At 44.1% G+C, this 21,946-nt stretch carries 16 protein-coding genes; 11 read left to right on the top strand and 5 right to left on the bottom strand.

Translation table 11 applies throughout. The annotated features are described in order from the left end of the window. Nucleotides 1–245 precede the first annotated feature (245 nt). From gap to LEPTO7376_RS08275, 8 genes are all read left to right on the top strand, one after another. Nucleotides 246–1,283 (top strand): type I glyceraldehyde-3-phosphate dehydrogenase, encoded by a 1,038-nt coding sequence (gene gap / locus LEPTO7376_RS08310; RefSeq protein ID WP_015133753.1) that lies wholly within the window; start codon nt 246–248, stop codon nt 1,281–1,283. A gap of 194 nt (nt 1,284–1,477) precedes the next feature. Continuing rightward, nucleotides 1,478–2,581 (top strand): CIA30 family protein, encoded by a 1,104-nt coding sequence (locus LEPTO7376_RS08305; RefSeq protein ID WP_015133752.1) that lies wholly within the window; start codon nt 1,478–1,480, stop codon nt 2,579–2,581. A gap of 285 nt (nt 2,582–2,866) precedes the next feature. Further along, on the top strand, nt 2,867–4,186 hold the full coding sequence (locus LEPTO7376_RS08300) for a hypothetical protein (protein ID WP_015133751.1): 1,320 nt from the start codon (nt 2,867–2,869) through the stop codon (nt 4,184–4,186). Between the two features lie 8 nt (nt 4,187–4,194). Then, nucleotides 4,195–5,193 (top strand): pentapeptide repeat-containing protein, encoded by a 999-nt coding sequence (locus LEPTO7376_RS08295; protein ID WP_015133750.1) that lies wholly within the window; start codon nt 4,195–4,197, stop codon nt 5,191–5,193. Between the two features lie 162 nt (nt 5,194–5,355). Continuing rightward, the gene (locus LEPTO7376_RS23405) at nt 5,356–5,862 is read left to right on the top strand and encodes a salt stress protein, Slr1339 family (protein ID WP_015133749.1); all 507 of its coding nucleotides are present in this window, start codon (nt 5,356–5,358) and stop codon (nt 5,860–5,862) included. Nucleotides 5,863–5,922: 60 nt separating this feature from the next. Continuing rightward, nucleotides 5,923–7,032, top strand: coding sequence for an ABC transporter permease (locus tag LEPTO7376_RS08285; protein ID WP_015133748.1), 1,110 nt, complete (start codon nt 5,923–5,925; stop codon nt 7,030–7,032). Between the two features lie 30 nt (nt 7,033–7,062). Then, nucleotides 7,063–8,043 (top strand): DUF5357 family protein, encoded by a 981-nt coding sequence (locus LEPTO7376_RS08280; protein ID WP_015133747.1) that lies wholly within the window; start codon nt 7,063–7,065, stop codon nt 8,041–8,043. Nucleotides 8,044–8,160: 117 nt separating this feature from the next. Continuing rightward, entirely contained in the window at nt 8,161–8,598 is a 438-nt protein-coding gene (locus tag LEPTO7376_RS08275) for a hypothetical protein (protein ID WP_015133746.1), read from the top strand. A 297-nt stretch (nt 8,599–8,895) separates the two neighbouring features. On the opposite strand, the gene LEPTO7376_RS08270 is transcribed toward LEPTO7376_RS08275, so the two are convergent. Then, nucleotides 8,896–9,735 (bottom strand): hypothetical protein, encoded by an 840-nt coding sequence (locus LEPTO7376_RS08270; RefSeq protein WP_015133745.1) that lies wholly within the window; start codon nt 9,733–9,735, stop codon nt 8,896–8,898. A 110-nt stretch (nt 9,736–9,845) separates the two neighbouring features. Between LEPTO7376_RS08270 and LEPTO7376_RS08265 the strand changes: the two genes are divergently transcribed. Beyond that, on the top strand, nt 9,846–10,505 hold the full coding sequence (locus tag LEPTO7376_RS08265; protein ID WP_015133744.1) for a Crp/Fnr family transcriptional regulator: 660 nt from the start codon (nt 9,846–9,848) through the stop codon (nt 10,503–10,505). A gap of 319 nt (nt 10,506–10,824) precedes the next feature. Further along, entirely contained in the window at nt 10,825–14,583 is a 3,759-nt protein-coding gene (locus LEPTO7376_RS08260) for an ATP-binding protein (protein ID WP_160148420.1), read from the top strand. On the opposite strand, the gene LEPTO7376_RS28975 is transcribed toward LEPTO7376_RS08260, so the two are convergent. The 4 genes from LEPTO7376_RS28975 to LEPTO7376_RS08245 form a co-directional block, all read right to left on the bottom strand. Continuing rightward, the gene (locus LEPTO7376_RS28975; protein WP_225901206.1) at nt 14,580–14,792 is read right to left on the bottom strand and encodes a glycosyl hydrolase-related protein; all 213 of its coding nucleotides are present in this window, start codon (nt 14,790–14,792) and stop codon (nt 14,580–14,582) included. The two genes, LEPTO7376_RS08260 and LEPTO7376_RS28975, sit on opposite strands and share 4 nt — an antisense overlap. A 130-nt stretch (nt 14,793–14,922) precedes the next feature. After that, nucleotides 14,923–16,890, bottom strand: coding sequence for an alpha-mannosidase (locus LEPTO7376_RS08255; protein ID WP_051188747.1), 1,968 nt, complete (start codon nt 16,888–16,890; stop codon nt 14,923–14,925). Between the two features lie 85 nt (nt 16,891–16,975). Continuing rightward, entirely contained in the window at nt 16,976–18,676 is a 1,701-nt protein-coding gene (locus LEPTO7376_RS08250) for a hypothetical protein (RefSeq protein ID WP_160148419.1), read from the bottom strand. A gap of 113 nt (nt 18,677–18,789) precedes the next feature. Further along, complete coding sequence (locus LEPTO7376_RS08245; protein ID WP_015133741.1) at nt 18,790–19,425, bottom strand: hypothetical protein; 636 nt, start codon at nt 19,423–19,425, stop codon at nt 18,790–18,792. A gap of 125 nt (nt 19,426–19,550) precedes the next feature. On the opposite strand from LEPTO7376_RS08245, the gene LEPTO7376_RS08240 reads away from it, so the two are divergent. After that, nucleotides 19,551–21,782, top strand: coding sequence for a glycoside hydrolase (locus LEPTO7376_RS08240; RefSeq protein WP_015133740.1), 2,232 nt, complete (start codon nt 19,551–19,553; stop codon nt 21,780–21,782). Nucleotides 21,783–21,946 lie beyond the last annotated feature (164 nt).

Raw genomic sequence — 21,946 nt, 5'->3', positions numbered from 1 at the left:
TGAGGCGATGTAAATAAAAAAGTTGAATTTGTGCGGAATAAGACAAAAAAAAAGCTGATTTATCGGCAAAACATCACCTATTTCAATAAAGTTCACACTCCGGAATATTTTGCTAACCAGTAATATTTTTCGTAACTTTATACTTCTTTGATAAAGCCAACCGAACTAAAAAATGCTTTCTAAAATAATCCCGTAAAGTCAAAATCCTTTTTTATCAGACAAGATTTTTCGGAGCAAAAATAGATATGTCATCCTTCCAAGTCGCCATTAATGGTTTTGGTCGCATTGGTCGCCTCGTATTCCGTGCGGCAATCCACAATCCAGAATTCAAATTTGTTTGCATTAATGATTTAATTTCTCCCGAAAAAATTGCCTACCTTCTTAAATACGACTCTACCCATGGACGTTTTCCCGGGACTGTTGAGTACAACGAAGAAGGCATTATCGTAAATGGCGAGTTTATCCGTTGCACCTCTATCCGTAAGCCGAGTGAATTGCCTTGGGCAGAGTTGAAAGTTGATTATGTTATCGAATCGACAGGCCGCTTCCGTGATTTTGTGGGCGCTTCCCAACACCTCGAAGCTGGAGCAAAGCGTGTTTTAATCTCTGCACCAACCACTGAACCTCAACGCATTCCAACCTATGTTGTTGGTGTGAATCACGATCAATACAACCCTGAATTTGACCGCATTGTTTCCAATGCAAGCTGTACAACAAACTGTTTAGCGCCGATTGCAAAAGTGATCGATGAGCATTTTGGACTGGCAGAAGGTCTGATGACCACAATCCATGCCACCACTGCAACGCAGCCGACAGTTGATGGGGCTAATGCTAAAGATAACCGCTCTGGACGGAGTGCTGGACAAAATATTATTCCGGCATCTACTGGAGCAGCAAAAGCTGTCACTCTTGTGCTTCCCCAGCTTGCAGGTAAGTTGACTGGTATGGCCTTGCGGGTACCAACACCTGATGTTTCTGTTGTGGATTTGACCTTCCGCACTGTAAAGCCTACGTCCTACACCGAGATTTGTGCAGCAATGCGCACCGAAGCGTTTGGTCCACTTAAAGGTGTGTTGGATTATACAGAGGATGCAGTAGTGTCCACTGATTTCACGAGTGATGCCCATTCGAGTATTTTTGATGCTGGTGCTGGCATGGCATTGAATGACCAGTTCTTTAAGATTCTGGCTTGGTATGACAATGAGTGGGGCTATGCAAACCGCATGATTGACCTTATGCGTGTGATGGCTCAAAAAGAGCAAGAATCTCCTGTTGCTGTATAGAGATCCCGATAACCTAAGCCATATTTGCTGAGAATTGGTTTGAGGTTGTTGATCAACGACACAACAGTTTGAGTGAAGTGTGTAAATCACTATGAATAGCAGTAGTCTGATGCGACATAGCGGTCGTGAAGGCTACTGTTTTTTCTTGTTTGGGATTGGCATGGGCAAGCGTGATCAAGGGAGAAATTGCAATAATGACGCTAGTGACTGGCGGAGTGGGCGACATGGCAATTTGGGATCTTGGACGGTTTGCGCAAACTTTGTATGAGTTTGATGTTTTACCTTGGAGTGGCTATGTAAAATCCGTCTTTGGTCAGTCGGTGTCCAATGGTGCTTTTTCGTCAGGAGAGCTTGTGAAAATGGGTCAGATATTAGTGATTGGCGGCGATCGCCCAGAGGATATGGTTGTGGCATCGCTTCTAGAGCAGCGTGGCTATACGGTTCAACCTGTGGCGATCGCCGATGTGACAGCAGAAAAAATTGACGCAGCCGATATGGCGCTCCTTTGTTTTGGGTTGTCGGAAGCGGAGAAAAAACAGGTTTTAGGATTGGCGCAGCAAGTAGAGTCTTGGCGATCGCCGAGCTGGACATTATTTGATTTTCAGCAGCCAACACCAGCTCTCTCGCAACTCTGGGGGGCTGTAGACGATGTGGTGATGGGTGGCGTTAGTAGTAGTCGTTTACAATTTGCTGACAAGTCAGCACAGTTTACTGGTCTTGTGTCCACCGAAAATAATGGTGGTTTTGCCTCGGTACGGACAAAGAATTTTGGCAGTGCATGGGATGTCAGCCAATATGATGGTTTCCGACTGCGAATCAAAGGAGACGGACAACGTTATAAATTTCTCGCCCGCTGCTCGGAAAGTTGGGATGGGGTTGGCTATAGTTTTTCCTTTGATACCGTTGCTGGCGAATGGCTCACAGTCGATATTCCTTTTGAAAAATTGATTCCTGTTTTTCGGGCGAGATCAGTGCCAGAACGAGGTGAGTTTAAGCAAGAGCAACTCCGGGCATTACAGTTGATGCTCAGTAAATTTGAATATGATGGTCAACTTAATTCTTCATTCCAAGCTGGTTCCTTTCAGTTGGCGATCGCCGCAATTTCAATTTACGGTGGCAGCCCCTTTCCAAGATTGGTGGCACTGAGTGAACAAACTAGCCTTCAGGAATCTCTACAAGAAAGTCAATTACCTTACTGTCTATTGCATTGCCCCGATGGTTTCTCCCCAGCCTTAATGTCGCAAGTGATGGCTGTGATCGGCGATCGCCAACAAACGAATCAAATTATCACTTGCTAAGGTGCCGTGACCCCCTCCCCAAACCATTGCGTCAGGGGTAAAACTGCAATTGATTTATCATTTGAGGACGGTTATCGTTGAATTGAACACCTAGAATTTTGACCAGAAAAAGATTAGCCACTATTTATTTGCCTAGAACGTAGTCTCCTCAAGGCTTCGTATGGATGTTGCCCTGTCGTTTGCCCTTGCATGAACTGTGGCTAGGTTCCTTCTTAGGCGCTGACGATAAAGTTATTGCTATAGCTGCGTTAATTTGTTTGAACCTTCGCTCTTGTCTGCCCCTCTATGACCTCCCACCCAGCACTACCAAAAATAATTCGGGAGTTTGAGCAACATAAGGATGCCCTCAGGCTCAAAAAGCTATTGATCTACACCCTTGATAATCATTGGGAAAGCAATTCTCGGCGGCTACAACAGCTAAATTTAGCGCCAATACTGGATGAGGTTCCCCAGCAATTTCCGTCCCTTGTCTATCTACAAGAAGCGCTCCAGGTCTCGGTCAATACCCTCAGTCGTCCAGATGCCTATAGTCAGTTCGCTGACTTTATCGTTAAGGCGATCGCCCCTTTGTACGAAAAACCCACGAGTCAAGATGATTCCGAAGGGGCAACTCGCATCGTTGCCGCTGCCCCCCCAAAGTCGGCGAAAGACACAGGCTCAACTTCCAGTCGCGTTATTATCGCCGTTGCCCGTGAGATGGAGAGTCATCCCGAAGGTATTCGCATTAAAAAACTTCTCTTTGCCCTTTGTCATGAACGTTGGGAAAACGATTTTCAGATTCTTGGGCAAGCCTCCTATTTGCAACTCATTCGCCAAGTTAAGGATTTACATCCGGTTCCCACTGAGTTGGCTGATGCTCTCCAGAGTTTAGTCTCTTCTCTAAATCGCCAGTCCCTTTACGCGATTCTCGCCAACTTTATCCTTGAGACAATCAGTCCTCTCTACCATGGCCCTGTGGATGCCCCAACAGGATTAACGAAACCCACTTTTCCGCCAATTAAGATGGCGCGACCCGAGACGGGGGAGCCTGATCAAAAATACCAAGGTTTTATGTTCCTCGGTAGCAAAGACTCAGAACCGTCACCGCCGCCAGCCGATATTGATATTTCTATGGCGGATTTGGATTTGCCTGGCAATATTCCAAGTGCGTCCCTCAGCGATATTACCGACCCTCGCTTGCAGGTGACAGCCTCCCTGTATGAGCAGCCTAATGGTATTTCTGAAGAAGAGAGTGGGGCAACTGCTTCTGCTCTGAATCTACCTGCGGGAACGGATGTCCCAGCTCAGCCTGAGCATTTCGCAGATGGGCTCAATATCTTCGAGCTGAAGTTGGAGATTATGAAATATGCGAACCCCTTGCGTGCGAAAATTTTATTATTCTCAGCAGCGCACCACACGTTTGATCTGAGTGGGCAAGATTGGTCATTATTGCGTACTTGTGATTTTGATGATCTACTCCGCACTACGATTCAAGCCTCACCCTCGGTGGTGGCCCTCGAAATTCGTCTCGCGGCGATCGCCCAATCTTTATTTGAACCGAAGGAACATTTGCAGGCGACCTCAGCATTGATCCAGGCCATTAAACTCCTCTCCCAATCCACTTGAGCAACTCCATGAATGTCAAAGTGTTACTCGAAAAATATGCTGCTGGTGAGACAGATTTTCCCAATGCCAAGCTCAGTGGTTCGAATCTTTGGGGAGCAGACCTGATCGGCATCAATCTCGAAAATGCCGACCTCCATAGCGCTATTTTGATGTTTGCTTATCTCAGCCGCGCGAATCTCCGCAATGCTAATCTGATCGGCTCGAATCTTAGTGGCACTAATTTAAACCAAGCGAATCTTTCCTACGCCGAACTCCATAATGCTGATCTGCACGGCACTATCCTTAAGAATGCAAATCTCAGCAATGCAAACCTCACTCTCGCAAATCTCCTCGATGCTAACCTGATGGGCGCAGATCTCCGAGGGGCAGATCTATCGGGAGCAAATCTTTCTGGCGTCTGTCTACGTGCCGCGAATTTACGGGAAGAGAAACGCGTTTATAACTCCAGCTTGCGGGGGGCAATTTTACGGAAGGCCGATTTGGAAGGAGCGGATCTAAAAGGGGCAGATTTGGCGAAGGTCGAATTTAGCCATGCCAATCTCAAAGGCGTTAATTTGCGGGATGCCGATCTTCATGAGGCAGATTTACAGGGTGTTGATCTTGAAAATGCAATTCTTACAGACACGAATTTGATTGGCGCCAATCTGGCTGGAGCAAATCTGAAAAATGCCAAGTTTGAACGGGCATTAATGGAAGATGTGGATTTGCGGGGAGCGAGTTTAAATTGGGCGAATCTCAGTCAAGCTCGCCTTAATCGCGCGAATTTGAGCAAGGCAATTTTGAACCATGCTCGCCTCAATAAAGCAGATTTGAGCCGTTCTACCTTACTGCAAAGTCATTTAGTGGGTGCAGAACTGATTGACGTCTATCTTGCCCGTGCGGATCTGACCGGAGCAAATCTTAGTAATGCAAATCTCGCTAACGCAGAAATTAGTAGTGCAAATATGGCTGGAGTGATTTTGATTGGGACAACGATGCCAGATGGGACAGTCTACGAAAATCCGTAAGCTTTATTGCCTGCTCTTTTGATAAGTTGGCGATCGCCGCACCACTGAACAAATCCCTGCGATCATCATCCCTTAAAATTAAGGAGTGCAGACAATGTTATTGCAAGACTATTGTTTGAGCAAAATATTTTGCATCGATAGTGAGTTTGGAATTGGTGAAATATGTCGTCCCTTGATGAGCAGCTCCGGGCTTTAGAACAGCAGCATAATAAGCCTTCTCCTCCACCCGCAACGGATTTGGATGAGCATTTAGCGGCTATTGAATCTCAATTTCAACAGAAGCCTTCCCAACAATCTTCCGCTCCAATTGCCACACCGAAACAGCATGAAAAGAATGACTCCCTCTCGGTAATGTTGCAGTCTCTGGAGCAGGATACGGTCTCGCAGCAGCTCAAACATTCTCAGAAAAATCAAGAGATTTGCCATGCGATCGCCGATCTGATCGAAACGAAACGCAAAAAACGCATTGATACGTCCCAAAATGCCAAGGCGATCGCCGCAGAAGAGAAAAAGAAACGGGAGCAGCAGAAATATTTTCGCGACAAAGCAGAGCAATGGTTGCAAGCTCTTGACCCGATCTCCAACGAAGGAATGTGGTTTTATGAATTCGCAGAAGCCTACAAATCTCCCCTCGATGCCGCAATGGACTATCTGATGGCATTAGAATGATGGGACAAAAATTCTTTTGTCTTTTTCTTCTGCAAACTTACCTAGGCGATCGCGACAACTATGGATTGGTGGCGCAAACTGCGAAATAACCCCCTTGCCCGACTCGGTGCAATTATTCTTCTCACCTTTTATTTTTTGGTGATTGGCGCAGATTTTTTTGCACCCTATGATCCCTATTCATCGCAAATTGATGGGTCTTTAATGCCACCCACAGCGATTCATTGGCAGAATGGTCAACCCAAAGTTTTTCCGACCAGTCAAGGCCCCACCGACCTCGAAACAGGCGATCGCCAACTCGTTATTGAAGAAGAAGATCCCCAGCTTGTTGGGCTATTCGTGAAAGGTGATCCCTATGCCTTTCTTGAGCTGAAATTGCCTTTGCCGCCGACCTTTGAAGAGAAAACAATTTTTCCCGGCTTTAAGGGCGATCGCCACCTTTTTGGAGTTGTGGGTGACAAAGCCCGCCTGAATATTCTAGGCACAGACGAACAGGGGCGTGATCACTTTAGCCGCTTACTCTACGGTGGACGCATTAGTCTCTTTATTGGTCTTGTGGGCATCTTCATTTCTTTTCCGTTGGGAATGTTGGTTGGTGGCATTGCTGGATATTTCGGCGGTTGGACTGATGCTGTCTTAATGCGTTTGGTGGAAGTATTGATGACCATCCCCGGCATTTATCTGTTGGTGTCCCTTGCGGCAATTTTGCCCCCCAGCCTCACGAGTGCCCAGCGCTTTATTCTTATCGTGTTGATTACTTCCTTGATTAGTTGGTCGGGCTTGGCAAGGGTAATTCGCGGTCAAGTGCTCTCAATTAAAAATCAAGAATTTGTCCAAGCAGCCCAAGCAACTGGCGGGCGATCGCTCTATATTATTACCCGCCATATTTTGCCCCAAACTTCCACCTATGCTGTCATTTCTGCGACCCTAGCTATCCCTGGATTTATTATTGCTGAATCTGTTCTGAGCCTGATTGGACTAGGGATTCAGCAGCCTGATCCCAGTTGGGGTAACCTCCTTTCCCTCGGCACAAATGCATCTATTCTTGTGTTGCAACCATGGCTCGTTTGGTCGCCAGCCGTTCTAATTATCATTACCGTACTGGCGTTTAACCTTCTCGGTGATGGCCTACGGGATGCCCTCGACCCGAAAAACCTAGGGCGATCGCGCTAACCTGAAAAACTAGACGTTCCCGCCGATCTAATGGGTAAAAAACTAAAGGAACTGTTCGAAAAATATCGACCAAAACGCTGGTACTCATGGCAAACTACCATCTGGCTGAGCGGCATTTCTGGTTTAATGTCTATTCTGGCGACTCTCATCGGTCAGGAAAACAGTATCGTTGCAGAGTTCCTTGCATCCTGTGGTTGGATGTTTCTCATTGTGGGTATTAGTTGGGTCGTTAAGGAAGAACGGTCGACCCTTGCCCCTTGGATTACTGCAGCTGTCATTACAGTATTTATTTTTGGGAGCTGGGAGATTGGAAGCTGGAGTACGGCAATTATTATTTGGCCAGTCATCTCCGCGATCATTTATGCTTTGCCTTATTTTTGGAATGAGAGTCTCCAAAAAAAATTACCCAACACGAAAGAAAGGATTCGTATTTTTTTGATATTGGGTTCACAATTGTTGCTGAGCTTTTGGATTCAGTTTTATCTTGTCCTTTCAGATTTTATTGTTGAATATCCGTCCCTCTACAGTGATGATCTCAGCGAAAGCCTATTTGTGGTGCGTACTCCCAACCGTAGTGCTCAAGATCCACGAGGGGTATTTATTTTAGATTTGCTAGATGTTGAGATACAAGAGCATTACGCTAATCGTCTGTGGGCCGAAGTCGATCAGGAATTGGAACAGGAAAATATTTTGGTTCCGACAATCCTGCAGCTATTTGAGCAGGTCGAAAATAAAACGGCTCGTCTCAAGGAAGATAAAGATTGGTTATTGTTGGATCCCTACACCAATCCAAAGGGTGAAGGGAGTCAGGAGTTGGTGTTGCAATACGATTGGAGAGGTTCACAAGCTAAGGATGATGAAGATTATCGTGTAGAAAAACTTTGTACTTTTCAGCCAATTCCTAGCCCACCTCCTTTGATAAGCAATGTGCTTGTCACTCAAGTAGAATGCAGCCCCAGCAAGGTCTTTGGGTGGTTGTCAGATTTGAAATCAGATGGACAATCAGGATAACAGCAGCAGAAGTTGATTCACGCAAAAATTTGTAGTCTGCTTTGCTCAGGAGCAAAAAGGTAAGGCTAGACTGGGAATGATGATGCTGTATGTAGATTGGTTTTGGAGTGTGATTGCATGATGGGTATAGTTCAGAAATCTTTGTTAGGAATTGGTGGTGGTCTTTTAGGAGCAATGGTGATGATGCCGATGCAACCACCTGCGGCGATCGCCCAGAGTTGCGTGGCGAACACCAGTTGTACCAATCGACCTGTTCGCGTCACGCCAGGAGAATGGATTAGCTTTGAAATTATTAATCGCACAGGCAGCATTATCAGTATCGAACAGCCAAGCTCTGTTGAGGCGATCGCCCTGAGTCCTGGACAACGAGTCACCCTCAGCGGCAGCACAAAGCAGAATGCATCCTTTCTCTTCTGGGATGTGCAGGGACTCAGTGTTGAAGCGAGAGTCCGTGAGATCTCAACCAATAATCTTCAGGTTGAGCTGCTCTGGGGAGATGGCTTTGGTAATAGCTCTCTGTATCTCAAAGATGATGGTCGAATCGAACTGTTATGACCTGGAATTGTCACCATACATGATGAAAGTCGTCAGCAAGTCTAAAAATAGGCACAAGAAAAGAGCTGGCGACTTTCCGTGTTTCGTCTCAGCTCTTTTCTTGGTTCGCTCCTCACACACCAGTTAGTTTAGTTCATCTTTTCGGAAAATGCCACACTTTTGTGAACTTTCTGTAAAAATTGGATGCTTTTGCTGTAAAGACAATCGGCTATATTACAGTCAGCACAAGGGGTTTGGCGTAGGTGCTTATACTCATTCTTTCTCGGTGGGTCGATGTGATTTGACTGTGATTTTGGATTAGATGCTGGTCGAAAGATGGGATGCGGCGATCGCTTGTACAAGATCTAACCAAGCGCAATAGTGCCAAAATCGTTCCGGTTGTGCAGGATAAAAAGCAAATAGGTGGCAATGGCGGTGGAATTCCCAAAATGCTTTATCAACCGTTTGGAAGTGGCGATCGCCTAGCTCTTGGTTAATGAGAGTGGCAAAGAGAAAGCGGACTGTGCCATCGAGTAATGTCTGTTCCCAGACTGGAATGGTGTAATTCGCAAATTGCCATTGAGGTGAACCATGATGTGCAAATTCCTTTGCTAATTGACTAAGGTCTTTGCAACGATGCCAAAGATAGTGATATCGAAAATTTGGTGGTGTGGCTTGATCAAGGGGAAGGATTACTTCCGGCTCTAATGTCACTAACTCTTGTCGACAGCAATCTAACCATCGCCCTAAGCTTTTTTGATCTAGGTAGAACTCTAACCAACCTGTCTCAGTGATCGTGACTTCGAATTGCCAAGCTTTTGCAAATTCTGGCGGTGAGATACGAGGAGTTTGGAAATGGTCGTAAGCCTTATCCTGCAATTCTTGTAAGCTTTTCTCTTGATGAGCGCTTAGTTGTAATAAGACTGCTGAACGGAAGCCTAAACCCTGACGTTGAAAACTTGAACTGAGGGGAATTGAACACCCCGTAGGTATCGGAAACCCTTGGGCGATCGCCGACTTTAGACCTAACATTAAATTAAGGGTGTGACTACTAGTGTAAACACGCACAATCAGAAAGTTGCCAAGAGCTGGAAACCCCCCTAGGATATTACAGTCAGACTCAGCTTCTTTTGAGTTATTGCAACCCAGTATGACCATTCCCCAGCATTCGTCGTCTGATTTCGTTGACGCCAGAAAATCCCCTCAGATTTCCCTTATTATCGTCAATCTTAATCAGTAGGCCGTCTGATTTTTGTAGTGTAAAAAATATGACCTACCCCTCTACCAACAATAGTGAAGTAACAACAACCTCATTGATCACCGAAGAATTACGGACGTGGGCAACAGAACATTACCGAGCACGTACGTTTTTTCGCGAGGAGAAAATCCCGACACGTTCTGGTTTGTTGTATTTCATTGATGGAGGATATGTTCGTCTAGAAAGTCGTATTCAAACTTTGCCAGTGGGTGCTTCGATCGACTTGGTTAATACTGCGATCGATTTTGTTGGTGAGAACCAAGCCATTGATGTGTTTAAGAGTGATGATTTGAGTTTTGAGGCGATCGCCCAGACTGACCGCACGACAATTTTTTGGGTATATTGGGCTGACCTAGACCGTTGGCAAAACCTAAAAGCAAAAGTCCTAGAGCACCTGCAATACCAGTCCCATAAGCAAATTATGCTGCGGACAATTTTGGGACAAAAACGCACAGTTGATCAGTTGCGTCTCTATTTAGAATTTCTTGCGAAGATGTATGGTGAGCCCCAAGAAACAGGCTTAAAAATTCCCTTTGGCTTGACCCATGACAACCTTGCTTCTGTTTTAGGCACAACGCGAGTTACCATTAGCCGTCTGCTGAATCAGCTGAAAGAAGAACAACAAATTCTCTTTTTTGATGACCAGTATTTTGGTGTGCCTACTGAGTAATAATTTAGGTTTATTTCTCTCCCAATCGTGATTTAGACAGATGAGATTTATCTGTGTTGAGCCATGAGGATCTATAGATGTTCGCGAGTGATTTGCTCTGGAGTCTGGGGAATGTGAAATTCACTGTGGGTTTGAGTTTGGCGGAATAGCGATACGATAAAATGAATTACCAAATTTCTATCGAGCAAACCTCTGGTTTGCCTCGCTCGAAAAGGTTGCATTCTACCTTGCCCCAGCCGCCATGACATCACCTGACTCATTCTCAGGCTTAAAGACGGCGATCGCCCGTTGTTTGAATAGGGTTCCACTCCGCAGCACGATGACAGTGCCGTTTGTAGTGCAGATTTGTGCAGTTGTTGGGTTAACAAGTTTTTGGTCATATCGGACAGGGCAAGCATCGATCCACCAAATTAAAGATCAATTACAAACTGAGTTATCCGGTCGGCTAGAAGAGAAACTTCAATCCTATTTAGCCTTACCCCATCGAATTAATCGGTTAACAGTCAATGCCGTTGAACAGGGATTTTTTGACCTTGATTTTACAGGTGATATTGAGACTCAAACACGTTTTTTAGCCAGTCAATTGCAGGCTTTTCCAGAGGCGTCTTGGATATATTGTGGATCGGCAAATCAAGGATCTTTTTTAGGGGTGAAAACTGAAAATGAAACGATGTTTGTCGCAGTGGCGAATGCTGAAACTGGATTTCGTACCACTTTTTATGATCTTGATTTACAGGGAAATCGCATCAGTTCATCTCCCTACGAAATCGAACAAGAGATTTATAATGCGGCTGAGCGGGATTGGTATCAGTCGGCGATCGCCATCGGCGGAGAAAAATGGACGCCGATCCATGCAGATATCACTAACACCTATTTGTATTTAACGGCGAGCTACCCGATTTATGATGGCGTTATGCAGACATTACAGGGAGTCTGTAGCGTTGATCTGACGTTGAATGATCTCGACCAGTTTTTGGCCGAAAATTTGCTGGTGGGCAAAGATAAAACAATATTTATTGCAGAGCGAGATGGGCAGCTCGTTAGTACCTCGACCGGGATTTCTACTTTTACGAAGCAACCTGAAACTGAAAATACCCAGAAGCGTGCCACATTACAGAATTTTGACGATCCACTGGTTCGATCTGTGGGTCAATATCTGACTGAAAAGCAACCGAATTGGTCTGAGCAGCGGCGATCGCAGTCTGTCGAATTTGACTATCAGGGTAAAAGACAATGGCTAAAAATTGTGCCATTTCAGGATGAATATGGTTTAGATTGGATGATTTTTGTGGTCATCCCTGAAGCTGAATATATGGCAGAAATTAATGCCAATATGCGCCAAAATGTTTGGCTTTGTGTTGGGGCGATCGCCGTGACGATTGGACTCGGATTTGCGACAGCGAATTGGGTGATTTTACCGCTACGGCATTTCACGAAATCGGTGCGAGCTATTACCCTTGGCAATTGGCAACAAAGCTTACCGGAACGGGAACGGAAAGACGAAATTGGTGAACTTGCTCGCTCGGTGGAATTGATGGCGAGTCAGCTGGAAATTTCATTTTCCTCTCTCCAAGAACATAACCAAGAATTGCAGCGGCTCGATACCCTTAAGGATGAATTTTTGTCGAATACTTCCCATGAACTGCGCACTCCTCTTAATGGCATTATCGGCATCGCAGAATCCTTACTGGATGGTGTTACGGGGCAGCTTCCCTTAGAAACGCAGCAAAATCTTGCCATGATTGTCTCTAGTGGTCGGCGTTTGGGGAGTTTAGTGGATGATTTACTCGATTTCTTTAAACTCAAACATACGGAACTAGAGCTGCAATGTAAGCCGATTGCCTTGCGGGAGTTGGTCGAAGTGGTGCTAACGCTTTGTCGACCTTTGGTAAAACATTCGCTCATTAGTTTCGAGAATCAAGTTGCTGAGGATTTAATTCCTGTTCATGCGGATGAAAATCGTCTCCAGCAAATTTTTCATAATCTAATCGGTAATGCCATTAAGTTTACAGATCAGGGCTATATCCGCATTACCGCAGAGCAGGTAGGGGAGACGATTAACATTGCGGTGAGTGATACGGGGATTGGTATTCCCGCAGAACAGCAGACTCGGATTTTTGAATCTTTTGAGCAGGTGGATGGGTCTTCCGCACGAGAATATAGTGGGACGGGTCTAGGTTTGGCGATCACCAAAAAATTGGTGGAATTGCATGGTGGGGCGATCGCCGTAACGTCAGAACCAGATCAAGGATCAACCTTTAGCTTTACATTGCCTGCGAGCACTGAAACTGTTATTGCTACAGAACGGAGCGCTCCCGCTCAAGCCCTTGAAAATATTCAACAATCCTTTGTAATGCGTCGATTGGTAGGGGATGCGGAGCGAGGCTTTTTAACTGATCCTGAAACCTTGAGGGCAGACCATGAGGAGCGCTATTCGATTTTGATTGTGGATGATGAACCTGTAAATGTGCAGGTTTTGGTGAATCATCTCTCGCTACAGGATTATGCGATCGCCCAAGCCAGCAACGGTATTGAGGCGTTGCAGCTGATCGAATCCGGCATTAAACCTGACATTGTTTTGCTGGACATTATGATGCCGAGGATGACAGGGTATGAAGTCTGCAAAAAGTTACGCGAAAAATATTCTCTCGATGAGTTGCCCGTAGTGATGCTCACTGCCAAGAATCAAGTAAATGACCTGGTGGCAGGTTTTAACTGTGGTGCAAATGATTATTTAACAAAACCAATTTCCAAAACAGAATTATTGGCGCGCATTAAAACCCATTTGCAACTCTCCAGCATTTCTGTCAAAAATGCCCAGCTCTATTTTCAGCTCAGCGAAAGTGAAACGCGATTACGCAATTTCCTCGAAGCGATGCCTGTGGGAGTGGTGATTGTGCGTCCGGAAGGTCGTCCCTATTATCTCAATCGTCTTGCGATAGATATGCTCCAAAAAGGTGTAGTCGAGGATGTCACGATTACAAATATTGCTGAAACCTATAATCTCTATAAAGCTGGGACTGATGACTATTACACGTCGATGGATCTCTCACTCATCCAAGCTTTATTAGGGAATAGTTCAGGGACGGATGATATTGAAATTCGACGTGATGATGGCGTGACGCTGCCGATTGAGAGTTGGGGAACGCCGGTTAAAAATGAAGATGGTGAAGTGGAGTTTGCGATTGTGGCGTTCCAGGATATTCGACTGCGGCGACAGGTGGAAGCCGAGCGTGAAAGTTATATCCACAAACTTTCAGATGTGAATGACAGTTTGCGGCGTTTTGTTCCGCAGGAATTTTTGCAGCTGCTCAATAAAACCAGTCTTGAAGAGGTTAATCTCGGCGAACAAAATCAGCGCCAAATGACGATTTTGTTTGCAGATATTCGGAGATTTACATCGATTTCAGAAGGGCTGCCTGCAGAGGATGTGTTTGCGTTGCTTAATGATTATCTAGGTCGTATGGAGCCTTTGATTGAGGGGCATAGTGGCTTTATCGACAAATATATTGGCGATGGGATTATGGCGTTATTTCCCAATGAACCTGATGATGCTTTGCGGGCGGCGATCGCCATGTTGGAGGAACTAGAGCAGCACACTTCGAGTGATTATCCGGAGTTACAGATTGGTATTGGTATTCATACTGGGGATTTGTTGTTGGGGACGGTTGGCGGTCAAAATCGGATGGAAACAACAGTGATTGGCGACTCGGTGAACTTAGCCGCACGAATTGAATCTCTGACCAAATTCTATGGGGTACGGCTACTCATCTCGGAGGAAACCTACAAATATTGTCCTCAGTTGATGGTGCGCGAAATTGACCGAGTCACGGTGCGGGGGCGATCGCATCCGACGACGTTGTATGAGGTGTTGCTACGTTCTGACCGCGCTAAACGAGAAACTTTGCCGCTCTTTACCGAAGCTATTACAGCGTTGCATGAAGAGAAACGTCAGATCGCTTTCCAGCTTTTTGCGAAATTACAGAAGATTGACCCTGATGATAAGGTTGTCCGAATTCATTGCGATCGCCTTATCAGCAAGCTTCGTCGCGGCATCAACAGCAAACTCGATATTTAGAGTTCCGGCGATAATCTAAGCGTTTTAATTTGCCACGGTTGGATCTGTGGAAAAGCAGCCGTATCCAATGTATTTTCTAAAGCATCTAACTCTTCGGTAATTTGCCAATTAAAACTATTTTCAAAGTCTAAGTTTGTTTTTGCACCAGCTGATTCATAAAAACGAAGAGTAACATCAGATTTATCTTCTGATTCTTTTAGTGCTAGCAGAACTAATGAGTTATCACTAAAACTTAAAAAGGATTTTTTTGTAGGTTGTAAACTAACATTTCTGGCTGAAGGGATTTCGCATTGATAACGTCGTAATGGTGTATTGAAATTTCTAGCATGACGAACAGTATCAGCTTCTTTCCAAGTTTGCTGATGAGGATAAATTGCATAAGAGAAAGTATGCTTGCCGCGATCTGCTGTGGGATCTGGCCAAACCGGACTTTTGAGAGCTGATAATTTCTACTCTTTCCCAATTTAAATCATTGAAAAATAGTAGTGGTTTGGCTTCAGGATGGGGTGGTTTGGATAAATCAATATGGGTGGCGATCGCCCCAAATATTTCTTCTAGCAATTTCTCGCCAGTATCGATCACATATTGCCAATCGCGATTTGCCTCCACAAAAACTTCAGGGATGGATGTGCCAGGTAAAATATCGTGGAATTGATTAAATAAAACCTTTTTCCAGAGGTCACGAATAATGTCATTGTGATCAAAATCTTCACCGAGAGCATTCGCAATAACTCCCCAAAGTTCTACCTGTCGCAATAAGGTTTCACAACGGCGATTAAATTCTTTTTGATCGCGATGAACAGTGTAATAGCCGCGATGTAACTCAAGATAAAGTTCGTCATCCCAAACTGGCAAATTCGGTGTGTCTTTGACTTGATTTAAAAACTGTTGGGCTGTCGAGAATTTCAGCTCTGGGAAGAAGGGTGATCGCCGCCATTTTTCAGCTACTTGAATCATGTCTTTGGTCGGGCCACCGCCATGATCACCCACACCGGGAATCCAAAAAATATCTTTGAGTCCGGTTTGTTCCTCCCACTTCAACGCATAATTCGTCATCGTGATCGGATTCGTATCCATAATGCCCGTGACATTCGGCGGCGTCATAAATGTCAAAAGCTCTGTTCCGTCGGGCGATCGCCAATTAAACAGTCCGTGAGGAAAAGGTTTGGTGTCATTCCAGTGGAGCTTGCCTGTACCAAAGGCTTCGATACCGCAAAGCTTACAAATTTGAGGGAGTTGCTGCGGAAAACCAAAGGTATCTGGCAGCCAAGCGATGGGTGCGGTCTTGCCAAATTTCTCCAGAAAATATTGCTGCCCATACAAAAATTGCCGAATGATAGATTCTCCTGAGACCAAATTTACATCCGGCTCAACCCACATTCCCCCCAGAATTTCCCAGCGATCATCCGCCACTGCTGCTTTGATTTTTTCCCACAGGTGAGGTCGATTTTGCTCAATCCATTCGTAGAGTGCCGGGGTACTGTGACCAAACGTCAATTCTGGAAATTCCGCCTGTAAATTCAACACAGAACTGAAAGTTCGTTGCCCTACTTCCCATGTCTCATCAGTCGTCCAAAGCCATGCCATATCGAGATGAGCATGTCCCATTACATGGAATTGCCGCGTTTTAATGGGCGCTGCTAACGGCATTAATTCCTCGCGCACTACCGCCAAAGCTTGATCCAATTCCGCTCGATTTTGAAACGTATCCAAGGGTAATGCTTGCAGTGCAGCTTCAACCTGTGGCAATGCTTCTGGCTGATATTTTTCGAGATAACGACTTAAAATTTTTAGCTCGGTCGCCACAAATCCTGCATCTGGTTGCGCCGGATTATCCGACTCAAAAATCAGTTCAGACTTCATCAAAGCCCCGATGTCATGACCTGGGCTAATAAGGGCGATCGCCACTTCAAAAGTTTCACCGGGTTTAGCATTAGGGGAGAGGGATAATCGCGTCGAAGAATCAAACAAATCCCCCTTACAAGCCAACTCACCATTTACGTGAATTTTTGCTTCACCCGCCCACCAAGTGAGATTCAGCCGACAATGCAGTCCTTCCAGCTCATAATTTCCGGTGTGCTGCGGAATTGTAAATTGTTGATAAAACCAAGCAAGTTGTCCACCTTTTGGAAATACTAGATAGTCATTTTCATTCCTTTCGATTGGTTCTAGCCGTTCTTGTTGAAAAGCTCTATAGTCAATCTCTTCAGCATTATTAGCAAGGCAATATTGCCACTGCCTCTGAGTTTGCATTGTAATGAGGGAATGGAGTTGTTCAAGAATTAAGGGGATGCTAACAGGAGGCATTGAGTAAGTACAAAAATCCGTCTGCCCATCATACTCTAATCGAATGAATGAAGCTTTTATTTGCTTCTATAAAAATAGTATTTTTCTATTTATTAAGATCAATAATGTTTCGCGTGATTTCTATGATGTTATTCAAGATATCTAGGTTACACAAATCATCTACTAAATATAAGATCAAAGAAATGAGTATGTATGAGTATAAAATTGGTGTAGTACCAGCATGTTGGTGTAAGATAGTAAGCCCTCCAACTGATATACTTAAAATAAATATTTTAATATAAGTTTTTGTCTTATCTTTTGCTTTAGTTTCGAGAGCTTGTTTCTCAGCACTGCCTTGCCAAGCGAATTCTCCATAATGCTTTGAAGCAAATATTTCTAACAGCTCAACAAAATCTTTTTTTAATTGTTCATGGGTTTCTTTTGTAGGTGATCGCAACCACATTTGCCGAATTGATAGGTATATTGATATTTGTTCGAAGTGCTTTTGCGACCAACGCATCTCATTTTTTGAGCCATAGCTATATTGGTAAGGTATCTTTCGGCATAGTACTCGAATATAATTTATTCGTCTCTCACAGAGTCTTAATGCTTCAGGAATAGAGAATAATTCATCTTGCTGTAAATCAAGATTCAAAAGTAGTAGCTGAAATAAGCAGAGTGTTTCTGCATAATTGAAAATTATTGGAATCAAAAAGTAGTTTGCTAAAAACTTTGCAATAAAAGATATCGTGATCAGGAAAAATGGAATAAGAAAGAGAGATAAAGCTACAGAAATTATTATGATTGGCTGAAGCCACCATGCATATTTTGAGAACCAAGATAGCTCAAGGAAATCAAGTATTCTGAAAGCTGAAGTCAACTGTGTCTTGTCAATTAAAAAGAAGAGTAAAAAGATACATAAAAATAAGAGAAAGAGATTTTTATAAAACTCAATGTATGTTTTTCTTTTTCTGGCTTCGTTTTTGAAAAAATCATAAATTCTAGATTGATTTTCGAAGGAATTTTGATGATTTAAAAGAGTGTTTTTTATTCTTCTTGTTACTTTCGTTGCAGTGAATGAATCCATGATAGTGATCCAGTCAGTGTGTGTATATCTTATGCTTGACAATCCATTCTCCGAGATGTCTTTAAACTCGTAAATAAGATTTTTAAAGTTCTCTCTCGCCTGAGTTTCTTTTGAATTATTAGTAGTCGATGTTACATCTTCTTGGATCAGATTGAGTATTGTTTCTGTATAATCTCTCAGTAAAATGCGTTTATCAATTAGATAATCAAACACTACCTGAAATGTCTTGATAAAACCTCTTTCAATGACCATTATAGGTTCTGGAGTATCTAGGATTAGGTATGCTTGGTTATGGCCACACTTTAGAAATTTGGTTGTCTCTAATGAATCTTCTTTTGTTTGTTCTTCTGAAGATATTCTTTGTAATTCATTCATTAGCTTGGAATTCTTTTTGAGATGCTTTGTTAAGGATTGCTCAGGCTCATCGAATGAGAAAACAAAAATATTTTCGAGATAGTAAATTGTGATTGGAAATAAAGCAGAAAAATAAAATATCGTTGTTCCTACAATCATTGAAAAATAAGCAATAAATTGTCTTTGATTCTGGGTTAAATCGACAATAGGAAGAATGGTTATGATAGGTATAATCAACGCCATAATAAAATACCAACCGAACATTCTCCGCAAGTATCTTTTGCTTTTATTTCTGTTGGCTTCATCAAAGATATGTTTCAAGAATGAAATATGTGAAACATAAAGATAGACAAAATTATTATTCAAGCTTTAGTCCCCATTTTATCTTGTTTGAGTTTGTGGCTTTTTGATGAACCTTTTAGATTTAGTTAGATTCTAAGTGATATGTATTCTGGATGAATGGGTAATATTGCCGTAGCCTATATGTTGGTATTCGGCGAGATCACCCACTCAATATTCCTTCTAGCTAGACTTTCATATCGTGGGTTGAAAAAACTGGTTTTATAAATTGAATTTTTTGCTAAAAATCTCTGGAGCATTGCTGCTCTCTTTTCTTGATAAAGCCCTAAAGAAACCCATTCGTATTCTTGGCGGATCTGCTCTTCAAACTGTTTGAACCTTTGAGGACTGTTACTCAAGATTGCGAGGTCAATATCCAGCACAAATTGGCAATCTAAATTAGCTGATGATTCATGAGTTTGTGTTGCCAAAATATAATCTGAAACTCGTTGAGTGATCGCCCCATCAACATTTGCATCTTCCAAAAAATTCTTTGCCCAGGCTGCACTATCAATTTCATTTGATGTCGAACGCGGTTGATACACAGCATCATGAAACCACAACGCTAATTCCACCTCAGCGGGACATTCTAATAAGTGCTGAATTTTTGGTAGCCAACTCAAACACTCTCGGAGATGATCGAGGTTGTGATAGTAGCGTTGTGGTTCTGAATAGGCGGCGATCAAAGCTTGGTAAGTTTGTCTGTGCTCAGAACATCCCAGAGTCGCCATCAAATTACGCCAACGTTGCCAAAATACTGAATGTGAGGGATTCATGATCATCCTTGCAAATAGTTACGTTTGAAGCATTAAAACGAGGGGCGATCGCTATGATTTAGGGGTACGTTTCTGCGCAGTCATTAGTGCGTAGATTCCCGAGAATCAACAGGCAAATTTCCTATATGTCTCACCCCCTCTACATCGCTTTCATCTGGCATCAGCATCAACCTCTCTACAAAGCTCCGGATGGACAATACCATTTGCCTTGGGTGCGGCTCCACGGCACAAAAGATTATTTAGACCTTATTCTGCTGCTCGAAAAATATCCTCGGCTCCATCAAACCGTTAACCTCGTTCCATCGCTGATGATGCAGCTAGAGGATTATGCCGAAGGAAAGGCTTTAGACCCTTACCTAAAACTAGCGCTCAGTGAAGTTGATACTTTGGATTCTGACCAGAAATGGTACATCCTTGAACACTTTTTCGATGGGAACCACCGTACCTTAATCGATCCCCATCCCCGTTATTCCGAACTCTATCAACAGCGGCAGGATAAAGGCCGTGCGTGGTGTCTCGAAAATTGGAATGGCCAAGATTTTTCAGATCTTCTCGCTTGGCACAATTTGGCGTGGATTGATCCGCTCTTTTGGGATGATCCAGAGATTGCCGCTTGGCTGAAAAAAGATCGCGGTTTTACCTTAGGCGATCGCCAGCGCATTTATTCCAAACAGCGGGAAATCATTAAGCGCATCATCCCAAAACATAAAGAGATGCAAGATAATGGTCAGCTCGAAGTGACCACAACGCCTTATACTCACCCGATTTTGCCGTTGTTGGCAGATACCGATGCGGGTCAAGTTGCCGTTCCCGAAATGGCATTGCCCGAAAATAGATTTATGTGGGAAGAAGATATCCCACGTCATCTCAATAAAGCCAAAGAAATGTACCGCGATCGCTTTGATCGAGAAGTGCGAGGCTTGTGGCCATCCGAGCAATCTGTTAGCCCAGAAGTGCTCGATCCCATTGCAGCAGCTGGCTTTAAATGGATTTGTTCCGACGAAGCTGTTTTGGGCTGGAGTCTCAAGCATTTCTTCCACCGCGACGAAGTGGGTAATGTTTACGAACCCGAATTGATGTATCGCCCCTATCGCCTCGAAACACCATCGGGAGATTTGTCGATTGTCTTCCGAGATCATCGTTTGTCTGACCTTGTTGGCTTTACTTATGCTGGAATGGATCCAGAAGCCGCAGCCAATGATCTCGTTGGTCACCTAGAGGCGATCGCCCGTAGCCTCCGCAAAAAACAAAAAGATCCCAAGACGACTACTCTCGAAGAACCCTATCTTGTCACCATTGCCCTTGATGGCGAAAACTGTTGGGAATTTTATGAGCGGGATGGCATTCCATTTTTAACCGCGTTGTACGAAAAACTTAGCGTCGATAGAAATCTGGAATTGGTAACTGTTTCCGAATTTACCGAGAAATTCCCGCCCACTGCGACTATTCCTTCAAAAAATCTCCATAGTGGCTCATGGGTCGATGGCAGCTTTACCACTTGGATTGGTGACCCCGCGAAAAACCGCGCTTGGGATCTCCTCTACAAAGCCCGTAAAACCCTTGAAGACCACCCGGAAGCCACTGAAATCACGAATCCTGAGGCTTGGGAATCGCTATTTGCAGCCGAAGGTTCCGACTGGTTTTGGTGGTTTGGTGAAGGCCATTCCTCTAACCAAGATGCAATGTTTGATCAGCTCTTCCGGGAGCACGTTGCTGGCATTTATAAAGCCCTTAATGAACCGGTTCCAGCCGAGGTGTTACAGCCCATTGAGAAGCATGACCAAAAGCAAGAACATATGCCCCAAAGCTTTATTCATCCCGTTATTGATGGCGTGGGTGATGAGCAGGATTGGGACAAAGCTGGTTGTATCGCAATCGGCGGTGCGCGAGGAACAATGCATCAAAGCAGTGCTTTGCAAAAATTGTTTTATGGTTGGGATCACCTGAATTTTTATCTGCGACTCGATTTGCGACGTGGGGTGAAATGGGGTGAAGAACTTCCGTCCGAATTACACCTGCTGTGTTTCTATCCCGGTGTTAATTGCCCGATTAGCCCTGCGCCGATTGCCAGTATGCCGGATCAGGAGCCGTTAAACTATTTATTCCGCCATCACATCGGGATTAATCTTGTGACGAAGTCGATGTGGTTTGAAGAAGCCATTGATTATGGTCGCTGGTGCCCGAAGGTTGCCCATACGAAAATGGCCTATCACGAATGTCTAGAGCTGGCAGTACCTTGGGATATTCTTGGCGTTAAGCCGGATGATCATTTAAATTTGATGGCAATACTGGCCGATGATGGTGAGTATCATAGTTTTGTCCCAGAAAACCAATTTGTGACAATGCAAGTTCCCTAGGGTTGTTTAAATGACTCTGCCAATTTTGAGTGTCGTTGCCGGAAGGGTAACGGCGCTAGTGGTAATAAGGAGAGCAAGCTATTGTTATCTAAAGTTTTAAGGACTTGAGACACAAAATTAGGGTCATTTGCGTCATAAAAACTTACGTCAGATTTTGGGTTTGG

This window comes from [Leptolyngbya] sp. PCC 7376 (genome assembly GCF_000316605.1).
In the GTDB taxonomy this organism is placed as follows: domain Bacteria; phylum Cyanobacteriota; class Cyanobacteriia; order Cyanobacteriales; family MRBY01; genus MRBY01.
Note: the sequence above shows the minus strand (reverse complement) of the source record. Positions and strands in the feature narration are given on the sequence as shown.

Excerpts from the sequence above, each read along its gene's own strand:
- LEPTO7376_RS08280 (WP_015133747.1), top strand. The coding sequence starts at position 7,063 with ATGGGTAAAAAACTAAAGGAACTGTTCGAAAAATATCGACCAAAACGC.
- LEPTO7376_RS08245 (WP_015133741.1), bottom strand. The coding sequence starts at position 19,425 with ATGAATCCCTCACATTCAGTATTTTGGCAACGTTGGCGTAATTTGATG.
- LEPTO7376_RS08240 (WP_015133740.1), top strand. The coding sequence starts at position 19,551 with ATGTCTCACCCCCTCTACATCGCTTTCATCTGGCATCAGCATCAACCT.
- LEPTO7376_RS08265 (WP_015133744.1), top strand. The coding sequence starts at position 9,846 with ATGACCTACCCCTCTACCAACAATAGTGAAGTAACAACAACCTCATTG.
- LEPTO7376_RS08270 (WP_015133745.1), bottom strand. The coding sequence starts at position 9,735 with ATGGTCATACTGGGTTGCAATAACTCAAAAGAAGCTGAGTCTGACTGT.
- LEPTO7376_RS23405 (WP_015133749.1), top strand. The coding sequence starts at position 5,356 with ATGTCGTCCCTTGATGAGCAGCTCCGGGCTTTAGAACAGCAGCATAAT.
- LEPTO7376_RS08300 (WP_015133751.1), top strand. The coding sequence starts at position 2,867 with ATGACCTCCCACCCAGCACTACCAAAAATAATTCGGGAGTTTGAGCAA.
- LEPTO7376_RS08285 (WP_015133748.1), top strand. The coding sequence starts at position 5,923 with ATGGATTGGTGGCGCAAACTGCGAAATAACCCCCTTGCCCGACTCGGT.
- LEPTO7376_RS08255 (WP_051188747.1), bottom strand. The coding sequence starts at position 16,890 with ATGCCTCCTGTTAGCATCCCCTTAATTCTTGAACAACTCCATTCCCTC.
- LEPTO7376_RS08275 (WP_015133746.1), top strand. The coding sequence starts at position 8,161 with ATGATGGGTATAGTTCAGAAATCTTTGTTAGGAATTGGTGGTGGTCTT.
- LEPTO7376_RS08295 (WP_015133750.1), top strand. The coding sequence starts at position 4,195 with ATGAATGTCAAAGTGTTACTCGAAAAATATGCTGCTGGTGAGACAGAT.
- gap (WP_015133753.1), top strand. The coding sequence starts at position 246 with ATGTCATCCTTCCAAGTCGCCATTAATGGTTTTGGTCGCATTGGTCGC.
- LEPTO7376_RS08305 (WP_015133752.1), top strand. The coding sequence starts at position 1,478 with ATGACGCTAGTGACTGGCGGAGTGGGCGACATGGCAATTTGGGATCTT.
- LEPTO7376_RS08260 (WP_160148420.1), top strand. The coding sequence starts at position 10,825 with ATGACAGTGCCGTTTGTAGTGCAGATTTGTGCAGTTGTTGGGTTAACA.